The sequence below is a fragment of the Psychrobacter sp. JB193 genome (genome assembly GCF_002285555.1).
Taxonomy (GTDB): Bacteria; Pseudomonadota; Gammaproteobacteria; order Pseudomonadales; family Moraxellaceae; genus Psychrobacter; species Psychrobacter alimentarius.
The window spans coordinates 1061417-1081924 of sequence record NZ_NRGY01000001.1; the positions used below are offsets into that span (position 1 = coordinate 1061417).

General features: G+C 43.1%; 16 protein-coding genes. 8 read left to right on the forward strand and 8 right to left on the reverse strand.

Annotation, left to right across the window (positions count from 1 at the left end):
- Positions 1 to 405: 405 nt before the first annotated feature.
- Positions 406 to 1953: an alanine/glycine:cation symporter family protein gene (locus CIK80_RS04650; RefSeq protein WP_095569021.1), complete on the forward strand. Its 1548-nt coding sequence runs from the start codon at positions 406 to 408 to the stop codon at positions 1951 to 1953.
- Positions 1954 to 2223: 270 nt separating this feature from the next.
- Here the strand turns inward: CIK80_RS04650 and CIK80_RS04655 are convergent, their stop codons facing one another.
- Together CIK80_RS04655 and CIK80_RS04660 are read right to left on the reverse strand one after the other, a co-directional pair.
- Positions 2224 to 2847: a fasciclin domain-containing protein gene (locus CIK80_RS04655; RefSeq protein ID WP_062843893.1), complete on the reverse strand. Its 624-nt coding sequence runs from the start codon at positions 2845 to 2847 to the stop codon at positions 2224 to 2226.
- 652 nt (positions 2848 to 3499) lie between these two features.
- On the reverse strand, positions 3500 to 4054 hold the full coding sequence (locus CIK80_RS04660; protein WP_062843892.1) for a fasciclin domain-containing protein: 555 nt from the start codon (positions 4052 to 4054) through the stop codon (positions 3500 to 3502).
- A 571-nt stretch (positions 4055 to 4625) separates the two neighbouring features.
- Between CIK80_RS04660 and metH the strand changes: the two genes are divergently transcribed.
- From metH to CIK80_RS04685, 5 genes are all read left to right on the forward strand, one after another.
- Positions 4626 to 8420, forward strand: a complete 3795-nt coding sequence (metH, locus tag CIK80_RS04665) for a methionine synthase (RefSeq protein ID WP_095569527.1) — start codon at positions 4626 to 4628, stop codon at positions 8418 to 8420.
- A gap of 317 nt (positions 8421 to 8737) precedes the next feature.
- Entirely contained in the window at positions 8738 to 9667 is a 930-nt protein-coding gene (locus CIK80_RS04670) for a bile acid:sodium symporter family protein (protein ID WP_095569022.1), read from the forward strand.
- Positions 9668 to 9846: 179 nt separating this feature from the next.
- Complete coding sequence (locus tag CIK80_RS04675; RefSeq protein WP_095569023.1) at positions 9847 to 10392, forward strand: hypothetical protein; 546 nt, start codon at positions 9847 to 9849, stop codon at positions 10390 to 10392.
- Between the two features lie 17 nt (positions 10393 to 10409).
- Positions 10410 to 11144, forward strand: a complete 735-nt coding sequence (locus tag CIK80_RS04680; RefSeq protein ID WP_095569024.1) for a hypothetical protein — start codon at positions 10410 to 10412, stop codon at positions 11142 to 11144.
- Complete coding sequence (locus tag CIK80_RS04685; RefSeq protein WP_179288323.1) at positions 11119 to 11613, forward strand: hypothetical protein; 495 nt, start codon at positions 11119 to 11121, stop codon at positions 11611 to 11613. The genes CIK80_RS04680 and CIK80_RS04685 overlap by 26 nt, the downstream gene beginning before the upstream one ends.
- A gap of 29 nt (positions 11614 to 11642) precedes the next feature.
- Here the strand turns inward: CIK80_RS04685 and CIK80_RS04690 are convergent, their stop codons facing one another.
- The 6 genes from CIK80_RS04690 to CIK80_RS04715 form a co-directional block, all read right to left on the reverse strand.
- A complete protein-coding gene (locus CIK80_RS04690; RefSeq protein WP_095569026.1) occupies positions 11643 to 11786 on the reverse strand; it encodes a DUF2256 domain-containing protein in 144 nt (47 codons plus the stop codon).
- Between the two features lie 27 nt (positions 11787 to 11813).
- Complete coding sequence (locus CIK80_RS04695; RefSeq protein ID WP_095569027.1) at positions 11814 to 11975, reverse strand: DUF2256 domain-containing protein; 162 nt, start codon at positions 11973 to 11975, stop codon at positions 11814 to 11816.
- 54 nt (positions 11976 to 12029) lie between these two features.
- Entirely contained in the window at positions 12030 to 13028 is a 999-nt protein-coding gene (locus CIK80_RS04700; RefSeq protein WP_095569028.1) for a PD40 domain-containing protein, read from the reverse strand.
- Between the two features lie 254 nt (positions 13029 to 13282).
- Positions 13283 to 13771 carry an META domain-containing protein gene (locus CIK80_RS04705; protein ID WP_095569029.1) on the reverse strand — a complete coding sequence of 163 codons (489 nt, stop codon included), beginning with the start codon at positions 13769 to 13771 and terminating at the stop codon, positions 13283 to 13285.
- 296 nt (positions 13772 to 14067) lie between these two features.
- Positions 14068 to 15171: a lipase secretion chaperone gene (locus tag CIK80_RS04710; RefSeq protein WP_095569030.1), complete on the reverse strand. Its 1104-nt coding sequence runs from the start codon at positions 15169 to 15171 to the stop codon at positions 14068 to 14070.
- Between the two features lie 124 nt (positions 15172 to 15295).
- On the reverse strand, positions 15296 to 16372 hold the full coding sequence (locus CIK80_RS04715) for a triacylglycerol lipase (protein WP_095569031.1): 1077 nt from the start codon (positions 16370 to 16372) through the stop codon (positions 15296 to 15298).
- A gap of 323 nt (positions 16373 to 16695) precedes the next feature.
- Between CIK80_RS04715 and map the strand changes: the two genes are divergently transcribed.
- Together map and glnD are read left to right on the forward strand one after the other, a co-directional pair.
- Positions 16696 to 17490, forward strand: a complete 795-nt coding sequence (gene map / locus CIK80_RS04720) for a type I methionyl aminopeptidase (protein WP_095569032.1) — start codon at positions 16696 to 16698, stop codon at positions 17488 to 17490.
- A gap of 212 nt (positions 17491 to 17702) precedes the next feature.
- A complete protein-coding gene (glnD, locus tag CIK80_RS04725) occupies positions 17703 to 20447 on the forward strand; it encodes a [protein-PII] uridylyltransferase (protein WP_095569033.1) in 2745 nt (914 codons plus the stop codon).
- Positions 20448 to 20508: the final 61 nt, after the last annotated feature.

A 20508-nucleotide genomic window follows, 5' to 3' on the forward strand; every position in this document is an offset into this window, starting at 1 on the left:
TAATATATCCAGCTGACACGGCTCATAGCAAATTGAACACCCTCATGATGATGAGTGTTCAATTATATAAACGCCTATTTTATCCGCTGCTCTACTTATCACGAATCTTATTCATCACTTCATAATAAGATACGAGAGTAATTAATGTAGCAAAAGCGTTTTACATGCAGCTGGTACTAATATTACGAATGATAAGTGCTATGCAAATAGGTATTGTTGCTAGCAAGCCAAGTGGATAAATACGGACAACTACAGTCCATTCTTATTGGCTAAACACGTATGAGACTTAACTATATATAAGTCAATGTAGCTAATTTAACTGCTTAACTTAAATAAGTAAGTTAACCAGTTAGCTTACTCCTAGAGCATACAGAGCCACTTTGAGACAGTACTAGGGATATAAATATGGAAGGTTTAGTTAACTTAGTAAACGGAATTATCTGGAGCCCCGCGCTGATCTATCTGTGTTTAGGCGCAGGCTTGTTTTATTCCATTATGACGCGCTTCGTACAAGTACGTCTATTCGGTGAAATGATCAAGCTACTATTTACTGGTAAATCCAGTGCAGATGGTATTTCTTCATTCCAAGCACTAGCCGTAGCATTAGCTGGGCGTGTGGGTATGGGTAACATCGCTGGGGTAGCAGCTGCTATCGGCTTCGGTGGTCCAGGTGCAGTATTTTGGATGTGGGTTGTTGCCTTCTTAGGGGCATCTACTGCTTATGTTGAATCAACACTCGCACAGATTTATAAAGAAAGAGACGTCATCACTGGCGAATATCGCGGTGGTCCAGCTTACTACTTTGAGCGTGCCCTTGGTCAAAAATGGTACGGCATCCTCTTCGCAATCGCTTCTATCTTAGCTTGTGGTATGTTCTTACCTGGTGTACAGGCAAACGGTGTCCTCAGTGCTTTCACGCAACTTATGGGTGAAGGTACTGTCATGAACGTGGCAGGCCTAGAAGTCGGCTCTATGCGTTTGGTGGGCTTAGCCATCATCTTAGTCGTACTAGGTATCATCATCTTCGGTGGTATCAAACGTATTGCAACCTTCACTGAATTTGCTGTTCCATTTATGGCAGTCGGTTATATTGCCTTAGCTTTAATCATCATGTTCAGCAACTTCAGCTTGATTCCAGATGTATTTGGTTTGATCATCAGTGATGCATTCACGGCACAAGCAGGTTTTGGTGCTGCAATCGGTTGGGGTGTCAAACGTGGTATTTACTCTAACGAAGCAGGTCAAGGTACTGGTCCTCATGCAGCCGCCGCTGCTGAAGTAAAGCATCCATCACAACAGGGTTTAGTACAAGCATTCTCAGTATATGTTGATACACTACTGGTTTGTTCTGCAACTGCATTCATGATTTTGTCTACTGGTATGTACAACATTCAAGGTACATTACCAGATGGTCAATTCATCGTACAGAACGTTGCAGCTACTACTGAAATTAACGCCCCTGCCTTTACGCAGATGGCAATGGAATCAGTATACGGTACTACTGGTAATGTCTTTATTGCAGTTGCTGTATTCTTCTTTGCCTTTACGACAATTTTGGCTTACTACTACATCGCTGAAGTCAACGTGGCTTACTTGACACGCTTTCTTGGGCGCAGTGCCAATAAGACAGGTTTATTCTTAGTTAAAATCTTAATCATGGTGATGGTGGCTTACGGTGCCCTAAACTCAGCTGGTTACATCTGGGCGATTGGTGATATCGGTGTCGGCCTCATGGCTTGGTTAAACATTGTGGGTATTTTGGTCATCTTCTTTGTGGCTCGTCCAACCCTAACCATGCTGAAAGACTACGAAGCACAACTTAAAGCTGGTGTTGACGAATATACCTTTGACCCAGCCAAGTTCGGTATCAAAAACGCACCTTACTGGGAAGAGCGTCATCTAAAACAGCAACAAAGAATGGCGGCTGATCCACTACGTAAAGACATTCGATAGTCGTCTTTATCATAGCCATCAGTTAAATAGTATACAAGAAGGCCCGAGACGATTGTCTCGGGCTTTTTTATATAAGTAGGATTCAGGAGTCATATTTGTCTTAAGTAGAGTTAGGTAAAGTATATTAAAACATGACTCTCTATCCATCTATCTTCTTTTCATAGATTACTCTTTTATAAATAGTTAGTACCTGAGCACAAAAAAGCCTAGCTCAGTGGCTAGGCTTCTTCACTACGGAAATAGCTTATAAAAAAGGCTTCCAACAGTAGCTTATTCAGGCATTAATACTGCATCGATAGTATGTACAACACCATTGGTTGCCATGATATCAGTACCTGTGATGTTTGCTGTACCACCAGTTGCATCAGTGATCACGTTAGCATCGCTGATAGAAATCGTTGCACCATTAGCAGTTTCGATGTCTGTACCGTAAGGGATATCAGCTGCTTTTACTTCCATCGGTACTACGTGATAAGGCAATACTTTTTTCAGTAGTTCGGTGTTAGCCAATAACTCTTCTTTAGTCACACCTAACTTCTCTAATACTGGCGCAAAAGCGTCGTCAGTTGGTGCAAATACAGTGTATTTGGTATCTTCCATTAGCATAGTGTCAAGACCAGCGGCTTTAAGCGCTGCTGTCAAGATGGTTAGATTTTCATTACCAGCTGCTACTTCAGCGATGGTCTGTGTTGCCATGCCATCCGTTTCTGCCATTGGATCAGCCATCGGCTCTGCTTCAGCTTCTGGAGCCGTTCCTACCGCTGGCTCTGCTACTACTTCTTCAGTAGTCGTATCAGCTTCTACAGGATCAGTAGCGGCTTCTTTATCATTACAAGCGGCCAGTGACATAGCGGCTGTAACAACTGCGATCGATAATAAATTCTTCTTTAACATAGGTATTTCCTTATAAATAAATAATGGGTTAAATCGTTTGTTAAACAAACCATTCTGCTCAATATGTGCATATAACAGCAGATGACTTATGGACTTGTGCATAGCAAGTAAAACCTATCACACAGTTCGAGGACATCGATACTGTTATTCCAATGACTATGATTCTAACTGATTCATTTTAAATTGCTGCGTACTTAGGTAGCGAGACTGTATCAATCACGTGTACAAAACAAGGAATTATTTGAATAATAGCTAATATAATAGTAAAGGAGCTATTTCCTAGATGACTCACTCGCCTTCTCGCCTTGTTACAACAGAGCATACGGTTACGCATACAAGAGGAATCGGTCACCAGAGTTTTCTTTTCTATATATTTGAGTCAAAAAAAGCGTTAAGTCCGATAAAGATGTCAAAAACTTCACGCCTATGGTCTGAAGTTTTATTAGAGTAAATCAATAGTAGTAACTATTTAGGAGAGCTTTTTAAAAGAGCTTTAGATGATATCTAAAACGACACCTATCTTCTGATTAAATAGTTAGTAAATTTATGAGTGATGAAAGCTAGTATTGATACCAGCTTCATCTTATAGAAAGGACATATAACGTACATTAAGCGATGCTTGTTCAAACACGACTTATTTGTGCCATATTTATCATTTAGGCATTAATACTCTGTCAATAACGTGAATCACACCGTTGTTGGCAGGAATATCTGTCTTAACAATATTGGTCGTACGACCCATCTCATCCATCAGCTTACCTTGATTGGTCACCATCAATGTGTCTTTGCTCAATGTCATGACGTTACCTGGCTTCACGTCTTTCTTATACATTGCCATATCGCCACTGATTACATGGTAGCCCAAGATTTTGGTCAATAATGGTTTGTTTGCGAATAACTGTGCTTTGGTCATACCTGTTTCTTTTAACGCTTGCATAAAGGCTTCATTGGTCGGCGCGAACACCGTGTAATGAGCGTTTGGATTGGCTAGAGCACCTGTTAGACCAGCGGCCTGAATGGCTTCTACTAGTACTGAAAAATCAGGATTGCTTTGAGCAACTTGTACGACGTTCATTTTTGCCATAGATTGGCTGTGCATTGGCGGTTTCATATCAGCGCTTTTGTTTGGCATCATGTTGTTACAAGCGCTTAGGCCTGCAATTGAGAGTGCCAAAGTACCAAGAGTAGCGATTTTAGTAAGTTTCATAACATTTTCCTTAATGATTCAATTATTTGTTAACCACAAAATTATTGTCTTACAGATCAGATTTTGTTTTCGTAATGCTAACCACTAAGCAAACATTCATGATAAATATTGACATTAAGTCAATGAAATCATGCACATTTACTAGTAAGTATTGCTTACGAAAAACAAATCCTTCTGAAATTAAATTAACATATAAAAAATATTTATAAACTCGAATTTACGCTACTTTTTGTAGTTGTGGTGTAAGTTGCGTCTGTCTTTCATAAGAGAGCGTTTGCTTTGATTTACAAGAGCTACACGTTATGTAATCTTGAATCGAAATGAGAGTTATTTTCACGCTTTTTCTTTATAAAATTGCCTGTGGTGCTGTCTCTTGTTACCAATACTTTTTTTACTTTTTATACTGCCAAACAGGAATAAGTACTGTTCCGCTTACCATATGATTTTCATGCTAAAATAATACGGATTTGCCCGATATTTTTATAAAAATTGCATTCTGTTTGTTATTCCTTCCTTTTATAACATTGACGATATAAGCAGCGCTCCTATGACTCAAATGACGACTCAAACGATGACCCCGCAACACTCTTCTGAAACAGAGACCACTTCTAGCTCGTCACACTCTACGGATGGTTTTATTCTAACGCCGCCTGCTGTGTTTCCTTATAAAGCGCAACAACTGACTGTACGTGACCGTATCACTACGCAAATGGCATCAAGGATTTTGATGTTGGACGGGGCAATGGGTACGCACATTCAGAACTATAAGCTGGAAGAATCTGATTATCGTGGTGAGCGCTTTGCAGATATCAGTCAAGATGTGAGAGGCAATAACGATTTATTGGTGCTCACGCAGCCGCATATGATCCAAGAGATTCATATGGATCATTTGGCAGCGGGCGCAGACATTATCGAGACCAATAGCTTCAACGGTACGCGTCTGTCAATGGCTGACTATGACATGGAATACTTGGTGCCCGAGCTGAATAAAGCAGCAGCCAAGCTTGCGCGTGCGGCAGCCGATGAATTCACTGCTAAGACGCCTGAAAAGCCACGTTTTGTCGCTGGGGTCATTGGCCCCACGTCACGGACGTGTTCACTCTCGCCTGATGTCAATGATCCTGCATTTCGTAACATCACCTTTGATGAATTGGTGCTCAATTATCGTGAAGCCACACTGGCATTGATGGAAGGCGGTGTCGATCTGATCTTGATTGAGACGATCTTTGATACGCTAAACGCCAAGGCCGCGATATTTGCAGTGACGGGCGTGTTTGAAGATATTGGTTTTGAATTACCGATTATGATTTCGGGGACGATTACCGATGCTTCAGGTCGCACACTATCCGGTCAAACAGCGGAAGCGTTTTATAACTCGATTCGCCATGCCAAGCCTTTATCCGTTGGCTTTAACTGTGCGCTTGGTGCTGATGCGCTGCGTCCACACATTCAGACCCTATCAAATATCGCCAATACTTATGTGTCTGCGCATCCAAACGCGGGGCTGCCCAATGAGTTTGGAGAATATGACGAGACGGCCGAAGAAACGGCTGCCCTACTCGAAGGCTTTGCCAAAGCAGGTATTCTAAATATCGTGGGCGGCTGCTGTGGTACAACACCTGAGCACATCCGCCAAATCGCCAAGATGGTGGCAAACTATGCGCCGCGTACTATTCCTGAAATACCGCCCGCCTGCCGCTTGTCTGGACTTGAGCCGTTTACCATCACGCCTGAGAGTTTGTTTGTCAACGTGGGTGAGCGTACCAACGTCACAGGCTCTAAAAAGTTCTTGCGCTTGATTAAAACCGAAGCCTATACCGAGGCACTCGATGTCGCGCGCGATCAGGTCGAGGGCGGTGCGCAAATCGTCGATATCAATATGGACGAAGGCATGCTGGACTCCAAGCAAGCGATGATACATTTTGTCAACTTGGTGTCTGGTGAGCCTGATATCAGCCGCGTACCATTGATGATTGACTCGTCGAAATGGGACATCATTGAAGAAGGGCTAAAACGTACGCAGGGTAAATCTGTCGTCAACTCTATCTCATTGAAAGAAGGTCATGCTGAGTTCGTCGAGCGTGCCAAGTTATGTATGCGTTATGGCGCAGCCGTCATCGTAATGGCCTTCGATGAAGATGGTCAAGCCGATACGTACGAGCGTAAAATCCAGATTTGCCAGCGAAGCTACGATGTCTTGGTCAACGAAGTGGGCTTCCCGTCCGAAGACATTATCTTTGACCCAAATATCTTTGCGGTGGCAACGGGTATTCCTGAGCACAACAACTACGGCGCGGATTTCATCAATGCCACACGCTGGGTCACTGAAAACCTACCAAATGCTATGGTATCAGGCGGTGTCTCAAACGTTTCATTCAGTTTCCGTGGTAACCCGATTCGTGAAGCAATCAACTCTGTGTTTTTGTTCCATGCCATCAAAAACGGTCTAACGATGGGTATCGTCAACCCTTCCATGCTTGAATTGTACGACGACATCCCTCTTGAAGCGCGTAATGCCATCGAAGATGTGATGCTCAACCGCAATCAAGGCGAAACGGGACAAGATGCCACCGAACGACTCATGAGCGCCGCTGAAAACTATCAAGACGGCGGTAAGAAAAAAGACAGCACCGTCGATATGAGCTGGCGTGAAGGAACCGTAGAAGAGCGTATTGCTCACGCGCTGGTCAAAGGCATCACTACATTCATTGAAGCCGATACCAAAGAAGCGTGGGAGAAATATCCCAAACCGCTAGAAGTCATCGAAGGGCCACTCATGGACGGTATGAATATCGTCGGTGACTTATTTGGTGCTGGTAAAATGTTCTTACCGCAGGTCGTTAAATCTGCTCGCGTGATGAAGCAGTCGGTCGCATGGCTCAACCCGTATATCGAAGCGGAAAAAGTCGAAGGTGAAGTCAAAGGTAAAATCCTCATGGCGACCGTTAAAGGCGACGTCCATGATATCGGCAAAAACATCGTCGGTGTGGTACTCGGCTGTAACGGTTATGATATCGTCGATCTGGGCGTGATGGTACCTTGTGAGACCATCCTTGATACTGCTATTAAAGAGAAAGTAGACATCATCGGTCTGTCCGGTCTGATTACCCCAAGTCTCGATGAGATGGTCTATGTCGCCAAGCAAATGCAAGAGCGCGGTATGAACCTACCCTTAATGATCGGTGGTGCGACCACCTCAAAAGCGCATACGGCAGTCAAAGTCGAGCCACAATATCAAAACGATGGCGTCATCTATGTGGCGGATGCCTCGCGCTCCGTAGGTGTGGTCACCAAGCTGCTGTCAAAAGAACACCGCCAAGCACTGATCGATGAGACGCGTGATGAGTATGTCAAAGTGCGTGAGCGTCTCGCCAAACGTCAACCAAAAGCCGCTAAGATTACGTATGCGGAATCGGTCAAGATTGGCTTTAAGTATGACTGGGAAAACTATGTACCGCCTGTACCCAATACCCTAGGACAAGTGATATTTGATGATTATCCCATCAACAATCTACTGCCTTATATCGACTGGACGCCTTTCTTTATCTCTTGGGGTCTAACGGGCAAGTATCCCAAAATCTTGCAAGATGATGTGGTTGGTGAAGCGGCGCGCGATTTGTTTGGTAATGCCGAAGACTTACTACACAAAATGATTACGGAAAAATCAATCGTAGCTAAAGGCGTGTTTAAACTCATGCCTGCGCGTCGTACTGCCGCGGATACGGTCACCGTTTATGACAATGACCCACAACAAAACGGTCAGCCGACCCATCAGTTTGAACATCTGCGTCAGCAAAGCGATAAAGCCAGTGGCAAAGCAAACCTGAGCTTAGCCGACTATATCTCACCGTCTGATGCTTACACAGATTATTTGGGCGGCTTTACCGTTTCCATCGTTGGGACAGAGGCGCTGGCTGAAAAGTACAAAGCAGCGGGCGACGACTATAATGCCATTATGGTACAAGCATTATCCGACCGTCTTGCTGAAGCCTTTGCCGAGCATCTGCATGAGCTGATCCGTAAAGAGTATTGGGGCTATCAGCCAACCGAGTCCCTCACCAATGAGGAGATGATTAAAGAAAAATACGTCGGCATCCGTCCAGCACCCGGCTACCCTGCCTGTCCTGAGCACACCGAAAAAGGCAAACTGTTTGATTGGCTTGGTACGGTTGAGGCGATTGGTACAACCTTGACCGAAAGCTATGCGATGTGGCCTGCGTCCTCGGTCAGTGGATTCTACTACTCGCATCCTGATAGTGAGTACTTCAACGTCGGCAAAATAAGCCGCGATCAATTAGAGAGCTATGCTGAGCGTAAAGACTGGGATATAAAAACGGCTGAAAAGTGGTTAAATCCAAATTTATAGATTTTAAAAAAACCGCTATATAAATTGAAATGCGCTACTAGTACAATTTTACTTGCTTACTGTGCCTACGCCGACAGAGGCTGCGTAAAATTCATCCTAGTAGCGTTACAACGCCTTTGAAGAATATCAATGATAGACATTTTATCATTATCTCTTGGCTTACTCATTTATGATGGGTAAGCCTTTTTTATTGCGCCTTCTTCTATCCGCTCTCAGCAAACTTATCGCTGCACGTATCACAAAATACTTTTATCATTTACTGCCAATAACCGTGCTAAATTATTGCCTACTTTATTACTATCGTTGTGAGACAGGCTATGAATCAGATTGCATTACTCTCTAATTGGATTGGCAAAACATTTGCAATCTGGGCATTGGTCAGCGCCGTATTGGGATTTGTTTTTCCTGAGTTTTTTGCCTCGTTGGCGTTTTTGATTGTGCCAATTCTCGGCATTATTATGTTCGGCATGGGTATGACGCTTAGAACAGAAGACTTCTTAGAGATTGTCAAACGTCCCAAACCTGTGTTGGTCGGACTATTAGCACAGTTTACGCTCATGCCTCTGATTGCTTATTTATTGACTATGACTTTTAATCTCGACCCTTTAATCGCGGTTGGCGTGATTTTGGTAGGCTGTTGCCCTGGCGGTACGTCTAGTAATGTGATTACGTTTTTGGCTAAAGGGGATGTGGCACTGAGCGTAGCGATTACGTCTATCTCTACTCTACTTGCACCCTTCTTAACACCTATATTATTAAACGTGTTTGCCGGTCAGCTGATCGATATCGACTTGGCGAGTATGATGGTAACTATTACCAAGATCGTCATCTTGCCTATCTTATTGGGTGTCGTCTTTCACAAGTTTTTGGGTAGTAAGATCGCATTCGTCACCGAAGTATTGCCAATGGTGTCGGTATTGGGTATCTCAATTATCATCGCAGCTGTAGTCGCGGTGTCTAAAGCAACCATCTTAGATAGCGGTGCCATCGTCTTCATCGTGGTTGCTTTACACAATATGCTGGGGTATACCTTGGGCTATATGATCGCGCGCTTGTCTGGATTTACGGAGAGACAGCGCCGCGCAATTATGGTGGAAGTGGGTATGCAAAACTCTGGTCTGGGCGCTGCCCTTGCCGCGACTTATTTCAATCCTGTCGCTGCCTTACCGAGTGCGATCTTTAGTGTCTGGCATAACTTTAGCGGTGCGTTGGTTGCAAATATCTTTGCGAAGAGAGATGCTAGATAGGATTTCAGGTGGGATAAGTTGTGCTTGGTTAAAAAACGATCCTGAGGTAAAAGCTGAAAAACGATTAAATTTGAATATATTATTATCGATAGTTCATAGAACGTGCTGTATATTTTTTCACATGGTAGAATATAATAAATTTCATTTGAAATATTAATATTTCTAAAGGTTGTACCTCAATGATCGGAATAGATAAAATACTTGGATTGATTAATGATAATAATCCAGCCCTAATCGAAAATATTTCAGAACGTGAATTAATTAATCCTGAAGGTGCAGGCATTGATTTAAGAGTTGGTATTGTCTCGGAGTTTATAGAATCTAAGTCATTCTTGGGAGTCGATAAAAGATCAACATTAGACTCGAAAAAAGTAGCAGAATTCAGTGATACAGAAATTTCTTCTTACATATTAAAGCCTCAGGAATACATTTTAGTTACGACCATTGAATCATTGAATATGACCAATGATTTAGTAGGAATAATTAGACCTAGAGGTACTCTTTTCCGCTCTGGAATAATACTTTCGACTGGTCAAGTTAATCCAGCCTATTCGGGTGAGTTAACATTCGGTATGTATAATGCCTCTAACTTTGAATTTGAATTCGAGTTAGGTGCTAGAATAGCCCATATTTTATTTAGTGAAGTATACGGTACTACTAACCCTTATCGTGGACAATGGCAGAACGGAAGAATAAGTGCACCATTACTTGAGAGACAAGTTTAGAAATGACTGAAAAATAGGTGAAGATTTTAAAAAAAGACAAAGCTTTTTTGTTAGCTTTTTGGTCTAGTTTAGTTATCATTTTCTTCAATATTATAATCACTGATGAGTTTTTCTTTAAAACAGTTTTCGGAAGTTTTTATGTTCTACTCATTGTGATTATATACAGACTTATTGAGATGATTGACCAACACTTTGAGGAAACCTATTATCTGAAAACCATCAATGAGCAGTATCCTAAAAACTTTACTAAACTAATAGAAAATTCTAGAGATATAGATCTCTTAGGTCTTCATCTGAACTCGTTGTTTAACAATTATCGTGAATATTTCAAAAAGGCGCTTGATAAAGGCACCAAAATAAGAATAATTATAGCTCCGATAGGTTCTAGTGCTATAACGATGACAGCACGACGTTACATACATACTGAAGAAGATACCAAGATAGCAAAAGAAGATCAGCGTCTTAAAGAAACACACGATATATTAAGTAAATTAATAAAAGATTACCCAGAGCAAATAATAGTAAAACAGCATGACTATTTATTCGAACATGAACTAATTATCTTGAATAACCTAGCTATTGATAGTCGTTATAATTTCGGTACAAAGGCTTCGAATAGTAAACCAAAGTTTTTCTACGAACCGAGCACTGAATGGTATGATTTTTGCGAAGACGAATTCTTAAATCATTGGGATAGATCAGATGACATCACCGCTAGTATTTCGAATGGCAGAGGGAAATCTGCAGACTGAATTTGGTAAACTTAAGGTGACTATATACAACGATGGACAGGTTGAAGCCACGGTTCTACAGACTTTGGAACTGAATAACACTCGACCTGTACATCTTAGGATTCAATCTACTTGTATAACTGGTCATTACTTTAATAGCACAGAATGTAGCTGTAAAGAAGATTCCGATAGCTTTCAAAATTACATCTCAGCCAATGGAAATGGTTTACTTATTCTATTGAATCAAGAAGGTAGAGCTAACGGTAACGTTGCTCATATATCTTCACAAAAACTTAAAGAAGATGGTGCTACTCAAGACGAAGCTTATTTGAGGTTAGGCTTTCCAAAAGATAGTAGAGATTATAGTATTGTTGCCAAAATCTTAGCTAATCTTGGAATAAAGCAGTGTTTACTTCATTCTGAAAACGAAAGAAAGCTATCAACTCTACAAAAGCATGGTATTAGTTGCATTACTTTTAAGGGAAAATAAATTACCATCCAAGCATTTTATTTAATTTGCTATATTTTCACTTTAGCCCGCCGACACCGCTCAGAACAATAAATCACCTGCTCCCAGTCTTTTTCCCACTTCTTACGCCACGTAAACGGGCGCTGGCAGACGGGGCAGGTTTTTTGCGGTAAGTTTACTTTTTTATGTGCCATTGCCTTTATCCTTATACCCTTATCTATCTACTTTTGATGCTCTACGCCCTCATATTTCTTAATCCGTCGGCACTGGTCTGAGCAATAGACCATGCTGTCCCAGTTTTTATCCAGCTTTTTAGTCCAACTAAACTCGCGCTCGCAGACAGGGCATTCTTTTTTACGGACGTTCTTTTTTTTGTGCGCCATACATAATTTTCCTTAATATTATTCAATCGATAATTTAGGTTTTAAGAGTCAATTTTAACGACCCCAAACGGGTGAACGCAATATACCGCCAGCTTGACTGCTGATGCCATAGCTTGTACGACCAGACAAGGAATGAATGACCAAGCTGCCACCGCTTTGCCCGTCTACTTGCCCGCCTAAATTTGAGTTACGCGTTGGATAGACAGCATATTGCCCAGAAGGTGACAGGCGCGCTGGCTCATCAAATCCTGTCTCTGCCAAATCAAGCACTTGACCTGTGACAAGCGTCATGACCGCAGCCTTGCGACCATTCAGATATGCCATGCGCTGACCATCTGCGCTTAGTTGCGGACTGGCAGCATAACCTCCTGTCGGTATCAGTGCTGCACTGCCAGTGGCAAAGGTATAACGATAAATGCTCGGCCTGCCCGCACGGATTCTGTCGCTAGTATAAACAAAGCTTCTACCATCAGCAGCGTAGCTTGGCTGAACCTCAGTACTGGGCAAGGTGGTGATCTGTTTGGTACTGCCATCGCTCAAACGCCGCTCATAAATATCGGCGTTGCCGCCAACGGTTGAGCTATAAAGCAATTTTTGTCCATCCGGTGAAAACGACGCTGATAGATTGCTGCCTTCACTATCCACGACCAATTGTTTATTGTTGCTTTTACGCTCATAAATATAAATCTTGGGATGCTCGCGCGGTGCTTGTTTGCTATAAGCCAGCTGTTGACCATCCGCTGACCATGCAGGCGCATAGATATAGCCAGTTAATTGATCAATCAGTTGCCGATCGCTACCATCAGGACGGATGGTATAAAGGGTGGATATCTTGGCAGCGCCTACGCCTTGCTCTTCCACATAAGCAATATGTCCTTGACGGTCGATGGCAGGCATCGCCGCTGTAAGTGGGTTACTAGCAGTATTCATCGTGGTATTAGACACACTCATGTTCGGTAGCGTCTGACAACCCGTTATGATGCTGAGCGTACCTATCGCGATCGAGGTGCTAATAAGAGTTTTAGTCGGTTGTGACACAAAGCGTTTCAACATAAGATAAAGTCCAATAGAGCTTTAATGAGTGCATAATAAGCGTTTTTAGAGACCAACTTTATCTCTAGTGTAGCGCACATTGCGCTTTGATTTTACACAAAAAAATGCCCCACTTAATATAGTAGTGAGGCATCGTGACAATCAAATCTGATTTTGAAAAACAGCACACTTAGTTCAATAAGCTGTGCCGACATAAGCCATACCGACACAAGTTGTATTGACTGAGCATTATCAAATGAGCTGTGTTGAATAAGTTACTTAGCGACGGCTTTGAAATAAGCAACTTGGCTGTCATTTTTGATGGTTAAGATAGGCGTATTATTCACATTCTTATTAAGGCTGTATTTGCCTTGCACAGTGGCCAATGTCGCGGTGTCAAAACTCGCTTGTGGCTCAGGACACGCCATCATAGTACTGATACCATTGGTAATCTGTACATTGCCATTTACCACACTGTACTGCGCGCCCATATTATTGCAGGTATTTTTAAATGTCACACGCTCGCTGCCATTGTCTTCAAAGAAGCTCAATGTTAGCGGTTTCGCTGGATTGATAAACAGCTGACTGACTTTTTCACCATTCATACGTTTGGCATCAACAAGTTGCCAGTTATACGCTTGTAGCGCCTCAGAAGTAATCGACTGAGTAACGGGCGCTGTTACGCTCGGAGTCGTTTGACAGCCAGCAGTAAGTGTACCAACAGCAAGCGTCGCTGCCATCATTATTTTAGTCATGTTTTTCATATAAACTCCTATATAGGTTACTAAGCATAATTAGTATAAAAAGCATTTGCATAATAAAGCATTCGCACAAAAACAGATCTGCCCTTTACCCTAACCATGAGCTTTATTATCATTGGTTTATTGTTTTATTCATGTATCTAAACAATTGAGCTATTATGCATAGTTGCTACTCAGTTGTCTTTATAGATTGAGTGCGCGATTGCCCCATTATTTGTTCTTCTTTATAGTCTTTTTGCTACTAGGCATTGCTAGACATGCCATTAGCTGCTAATACTTTCGTATTATTCGTTAAACATTTAATTAGAGCTGGCAGCTTTTTGTTGTTGCAGCGCCGCATAGCCTGTCAACCGTTTGCGTTCACTCTCATCAAACAATTGCTGTTCAATCTGCTCAATTTGAGTTTGCGCATTGTCTGAATTTTGGCTCAACAGCAGCTGTTTTTGGGTTTGATATTGAGTAAAGCGTTGATCAAAGCTTGCATCTTCTTGATCCACTTTCGCTAACCGTGCAGCGGCTGGTGCGCCTACCAACTCACGACGCATTTTATACAGCTCCTCTGCCGTCGCGCCTTTTGCTTTCATCTGTTCTGTCCGAGTGATTAAGGTACTGATATTGGCTTGCTGCTCAATATTGGTTTTGGTCACAGTGTCTGGCATACGGCTGATATAGTCTTGCCTTGCCACTTCTTTTTGGGCATCAGATAGCTGCTCGTTTTGATTGATTCGAATCATCTCAACACTATAGTTGTCATATATCTCTTCTGCGCCAAAAAATGCGCGGATGGTTTGCTTGTCAAAATACTGTTGACGAAGCTTTGCAACATCTTGCTTGCGCTGCGCCACGATATTTAAATCCAGCTCACCACTTTGTGTCGCTTGCAGTTGTAGATTGCCATAGCGTTTCTCTATCTCTGGCAGTGCTTTGAGATACGCCACATATTGATCGAATATACTAATGGCTTGACTGGCAGCAGGCTCTGGTGTGTGATTACGAATATACCCTTTTACGCGCTCATGAATCACACTTTCGTCTTCTTCCCCAAACGCGGATAAAAAGTAATCGAACAGACGCCGTAAGCCCTCGGTCACAACCAGCTGTTTATTCTCGTCAATGATGATTTCACCATCGACCGTCGTGCCTTGCAACGAGCGCGGTAGATTCTCTAGCCCCGTGATAAATGGCGTATTGCCCTGCGTAGGACTGGTAGTCGTACCTTGGTCAGAACTGACTAGATTCGATTCGCTATCAGTAATTGGACGGCCTGTTGTGGTGGAAGCCAATTGAGTAGAAGCAACGCTGCTACTGTTTGGTTTAAACCATAAAATAATCGCCACGGTTAAGAGGATGACCACGGCAATCATCACGACAGTTAAAAAAGGCGAGCGGCCATTATTTGACATAGCAAAGGTATCTTAGTAGCAAAAATAGGTTGATCTGACGATTGGCCACTTTGATAAACAAAAACAGCATCAATATAATTAAAGCCTAATTGATGCTATTTCTGTCTATCATTCTAAATAACTCTTATAGACTGGCGTTTTTCAGACGATTTACTTGAGTGCGATAGATAGATTTTGGTTCAGACTCGCCCCATGCGGTCAGACCCAGCACTTGGTCGGCTGAATCTAAGTGATTCATTTTATAATTGTCACGAATCACATAACCAAGCCTGCTTGAGCAAGCAGATACCAATCCATCGTTAGACTCGCCTGCAAATGGTACGCCTGTTGCGGCTAACAGGTAATCGCTTGGGTCAACGGCACTGGTTAGCTGCCCAACCCCACTGAATGAATAATAGCTGATACCACCTACTTTGGTGCTACTAGGCTGTCCACAGTATGAGGTTGGCATCGCTGCTGGGAATTTTGCGTTAAAGGTGGCAGCCCCACTCGTGGATAAAGCAACCAGTGCCTTCCAGCCATCTTGCTGTTGTATTTGCTTGTAACTTATGCCCGAACCGATATCCGTAAAGCCACCAATTAAATTGAATACGCCTGATACTAATTGCGTGGTGACGTTTGATGGCTCTCCAGTAGTGTTGTTTGGTTCAAGCGTTTTTTTGACAAAATCTGCGGTTTTTGAGCCTTGCTCTGGACTTGAGACGGCCGTCACTGAGGCGACGTATTTTGGCGCAACGCCAGCGACATAGCGAATGTCGATACCGCCCTGACTGTGCCCAAATAAATTGACTTTGGGTTTGCCTGAGATGGCAGTGATGGTTTTGACTTGTTGCAGCAATTGCTCACCGCGGATTTCACTGTTGTTGACGGCTGACGTTTTGGTGGTATATACCTCTGAGCCACCTTTTATCAACTCACCAGGAATTCCATTAAAATAATCGATGACGCCAAATAGTGTCGTAAAACCACCAAGACCGTGAGCCATGACGACGGGATATTGCGTCTTGGTATAGCTGGATGTGAAATATTGGCTATCAACCAACTTGCAACCGTTGGCATTGGCACAATTATAGTACTGACCCGCTGCTTGGGCAGAATTGGTCTGTATGATTATCATAAAGATACCCGCACCAATCGTACCAAGTGTGGGCAAAAAAAGGCTTGGCATGACTGCCGAAGGTAAATAATCTTTGAGTCTCATAACAACATCCTTGTTATTGTTAAGGTGAGGCTGTTCTCAGTCCTTTTATTCTTGCATCCTGCAAAAAAGCACTGAAAACCTTTGCTAATCCATTTAGCAACCAAAATTACATTACGACTATATTTAGCAACATTCAATGGGTTTCTTGGCATCTATGCCGTATTTTAATGACTTTGTAGTCATCTCTATAGCGTCAAAGATGCGGTGACTTGTCAGGCAAATGATAACTCAATCAACGAATAGATGGTCAATGCACGCAAAACAGCATTAACCACATTTATGCTATAATGGCCCATACCAATCTCATAACTATAAGTAAGACGATGATGACTAAAAAATCCCTTATTCAATCCGCCGATGCCATAGAAAAAATGCGCGTGGCTGGTAAACTTGCCAGCGATGTCCTTGTGATGCTTGATGAGCATGTCAAGGTCGGCGTTAGCACCGAAGCACTTAACCAAATCGCTCATGATTATATCGTTAATGTGCAAAAAGCCATTCCTGCACCGCTCAACTACAATGGCTTTCCAAAATCGATTTGTACCTCTGTCAACCATGTGGTCTGTCATGGCATTCCTGCCGAAAACAAACTGCTCAAAGATGGCGATATCATCAATATCGATGTGACCGTCATCAAAGACGGTTATTATGGCGATACCTCAAAAATGTGGATCGTAGGCAATGGCTCTATCATGGCGCAGCGTATTTGCAAAGTGGCCCAAGACGCCCTATATGCGGGCATGAGTGTTGTCAAAGACGGTGCACGCTTAGGCGATATTGGTGCTGCCATTCAAGAAGTGGTCGAGCCTGAACGCTTCAGTATCGTTCGCGAATTCTGCGGACATGGTATCAGCAATGAGTTTCACCATGAGCCACAAGTCATGCACTATGGCAAAAAAGGCACGGGGTTTGAGCTAAAAACGGGGATGACCTTCACCATTGAGCCAATGATTAACCAAGGCACATGGCAGACGAAAATTTTGCCCGATGAATGGACAGCGATCACCAAAGACCGTAAGTTGTCTGCTCAATGGGAGCATACGATGGTTGTGACCGACAATGGCTGTGAAGTATTTACCACGCGACCTGAAGAAGATTTGAGCTTTTTGACCCAATAATATAAAAAAGATCGCTTAGGCGGTCTTTTTTTTGGCGCATAATTAGGGCATATTGAATACTGTGTTGGTAAAGTACTTATCTTTATACTTTTTCTCATATGATTTGCGTGGCGCGTGTTTTATCATTCCTAATCGCTCTTTGCTTTTGACGACTTGCTTTTAACGCTTTGGTTTTAACGATTTATTTTCAACCTCTTAATTGGATACTTCTCATGCTGAATTGTGATGTTGCTACTATTGATCTAACGCCCTTACCTTTGCTATTGAATAATACAGCGGCCAACACATCACTATTGGCAGACACGCATGATACCGAACAGCTACTCATCGATATTCCAAAATGGTTAAGCCAAATCAATGACGATATCAGCCGTGCTCTTGAGCGTGGTGTCAATATTCGTCAGTTGGTAGCGGCACGTGCTTGCGCCATTGATCGCTTGCTCACTGCGCTCTTTACTTGGTTTGAGCTTGATAAGACGGATTTGGCACTGTTTGCCACAGGCGGCTACGGTCGCGGTGAGCTGTCGCTGTATTCAGATATCGATATTTTGCTACTTTATCCAGATGAGATGAGCGCAGATACCAATCAAAAAATAGATCGCTTAGTGGCGCTACTTTGGGATATCGGGTTAGAGCCTGCTCTCTCTGTGCGTAGCGTCAATGATGCTTTAGAAGCCGCGCTTGATCATACCATTGCTAGCGCTCAGCTAGAGGCTCGGTTATTGATTGGGAATGAGGCATTGCAACAGACGCCCATTCAGATTGTCAACAAACAGTGGTCGCCGCGTGACTTTTATGATGTCAAGGTTGCTGAGGCAAGAGAGCGTTATTTGCAGCACAATGCCACAGAATACAACCTTGAGCCAAATATCAAAACAGCGCCAGGTGGCTTACGTGACATCCATCTGGTCGGCTGGGTGACCAAACGCTATTTCCGCGTCAGTAAGCTTTATGACTTGGTGCAACAAAACTTTTTGACAGAAAAAGAGTTTGATGAGTTGAGCTTTGCAGAGGGTTATTTATGGCAAATACGTCATTATCTGCATGTCTTGACAGGTCGTAATGAAAATAAGCTACTGTTTGATTATCAGCGCGAGATTGCTCAGTTGATGGGTTATGAGACTCAACCAGATGATGAGCCAAACGCGGCGGTTGAGCGTTTTATGCGAGATTATTATCGCTGTGCTATGAAAATATCGACATTGTCTGAGATGTTGACCAACCATTATTATGAGACAATCATAGAATCGCACCTACCCGATGCCGAGCGACCAAAAAAGCAGCCTATTAACGCGCACTTTAATCAAATTGGCGACCAGATCGCCATGTCACATCATAGGGTTTTTGCTCAGCATCCCGAAGCGATTTTGGAGATGTTTTTATTGATGGGTCAGCACGGTATCAAAAACGTGCGTACTCATACCTTACGTGCGCTCAAAATCGCTGCGCGCGGTATCGATCAGGTATACCGCGACAACCCTGTACATCAGGCATTATTTTTGGCCAATCTAAAAGAGCAGAACTATCTGTTTCATCGTTTGCGTACCATGAATCGCTGTGGCGTTTTGGGCAGTTATATTCCGGCTTTTGCTCAAGTGACGGGTCTGATGCAATATGATCTGTTTCACCGTTACACAGTCGATGCACATACGCTATTTTTGATTCGGATTTTACACCGCTTCACCGACCCGCGCTTTTATGAAGACTTTCCCTTGGTCAGCTCAATATTCCAACGAATCGAGCGCAAAGAAATCTTGGTATTGGCAGCGATGTTCCACGACATTGCCAAAGGTCGCGGTGGCAATCACAGTGAGCTGGGTGAAACGGAGTCGATTGAGTTTTGCTTGGCGCACGGTATGAGTTTGGCAGATGCCAACTTAGTCGGTTGGCTGACTCGTTATCATTTATTGATGTCGATGACCGCCCAGAAAAAAGACATCTCAGACCCTGAAGTGGTCACTATTTTTGCAAATTTGGTTGGCAATGTCACCCATCTCAATCATCTCTACGTGCTGACCGTTGCCGATATGAATGCAACAAACCCACAGTTATGGAACAGCTGGCGAGCAACCCTTATGAAGCAGCTATATTCTCAGACTCGGCGCATTTTGCGGGCTGATATAGATGCGCCGACCAACCGTCAAGACATGATTAGTGCTACGCGTAAGCAAACCTTGGAGATGCTGGACAATGTCAAAAATCAGCACATGAATCGCGACGAAGTACTGCGACTATGGGACGATTTGGGTGATGAGTACTTTTTGCGAGAGATTGCCGAAGATATTTTATGGCATACCGAAGCTATCTTGAACCACCCGCCTATCGGTCTTGCCTCTAACGCAGATAGCCCGCCTTTGGTCGTATTACGCGAGCATCGAGAGCTGGCACTTGATGCGGTGCAGGTCTTCGTTTATACGCAAGATCAGATGAATCTATTTGCCGTTACGATGGCCGTATTCGATCAGATGAATCTGGATGTATTAGATGCTCGTATCATTACCGCCACGCGTGACTTTGCCTTAGATTCGTATGTACTCCTTGATCCTAGCGGCACGCTGTTGGTTGATGAAGACAGTCAGCAAGAGCTAAAACAACGCCTGATCGATGCCTTTAAAGATCCTACTGTGCTTAAGCTGACGAACAAGCGCATGCCTCGTCAGCTTAAACATTTTGAAGTGACGACAGTGATTAATTTTGAGTTTAATGACGCATCAGATCAACACATCATGAGCTTAGAGACGCTGGATCAACCCGGATTGTTGGCACGAGTGGGACAGGTGTTTTTACAACAAAAAATCGAGGTACATGCCGCCCGTATTACTACATTGGGCGAGCGTGCAGAGGATATGTTTTATATCAGTGACCAAAATGATGAGCCCTTATCTACTGACAGGCTCGATGCCTTAAAGTCAGCACTAATCGCAAGTCTAAGTACACAAAAAGACACTGTGACTTGATACGATAAATCAATACCTCTATGAATTGATATGTTGATTGATAGAGGTATTTGATTGATAA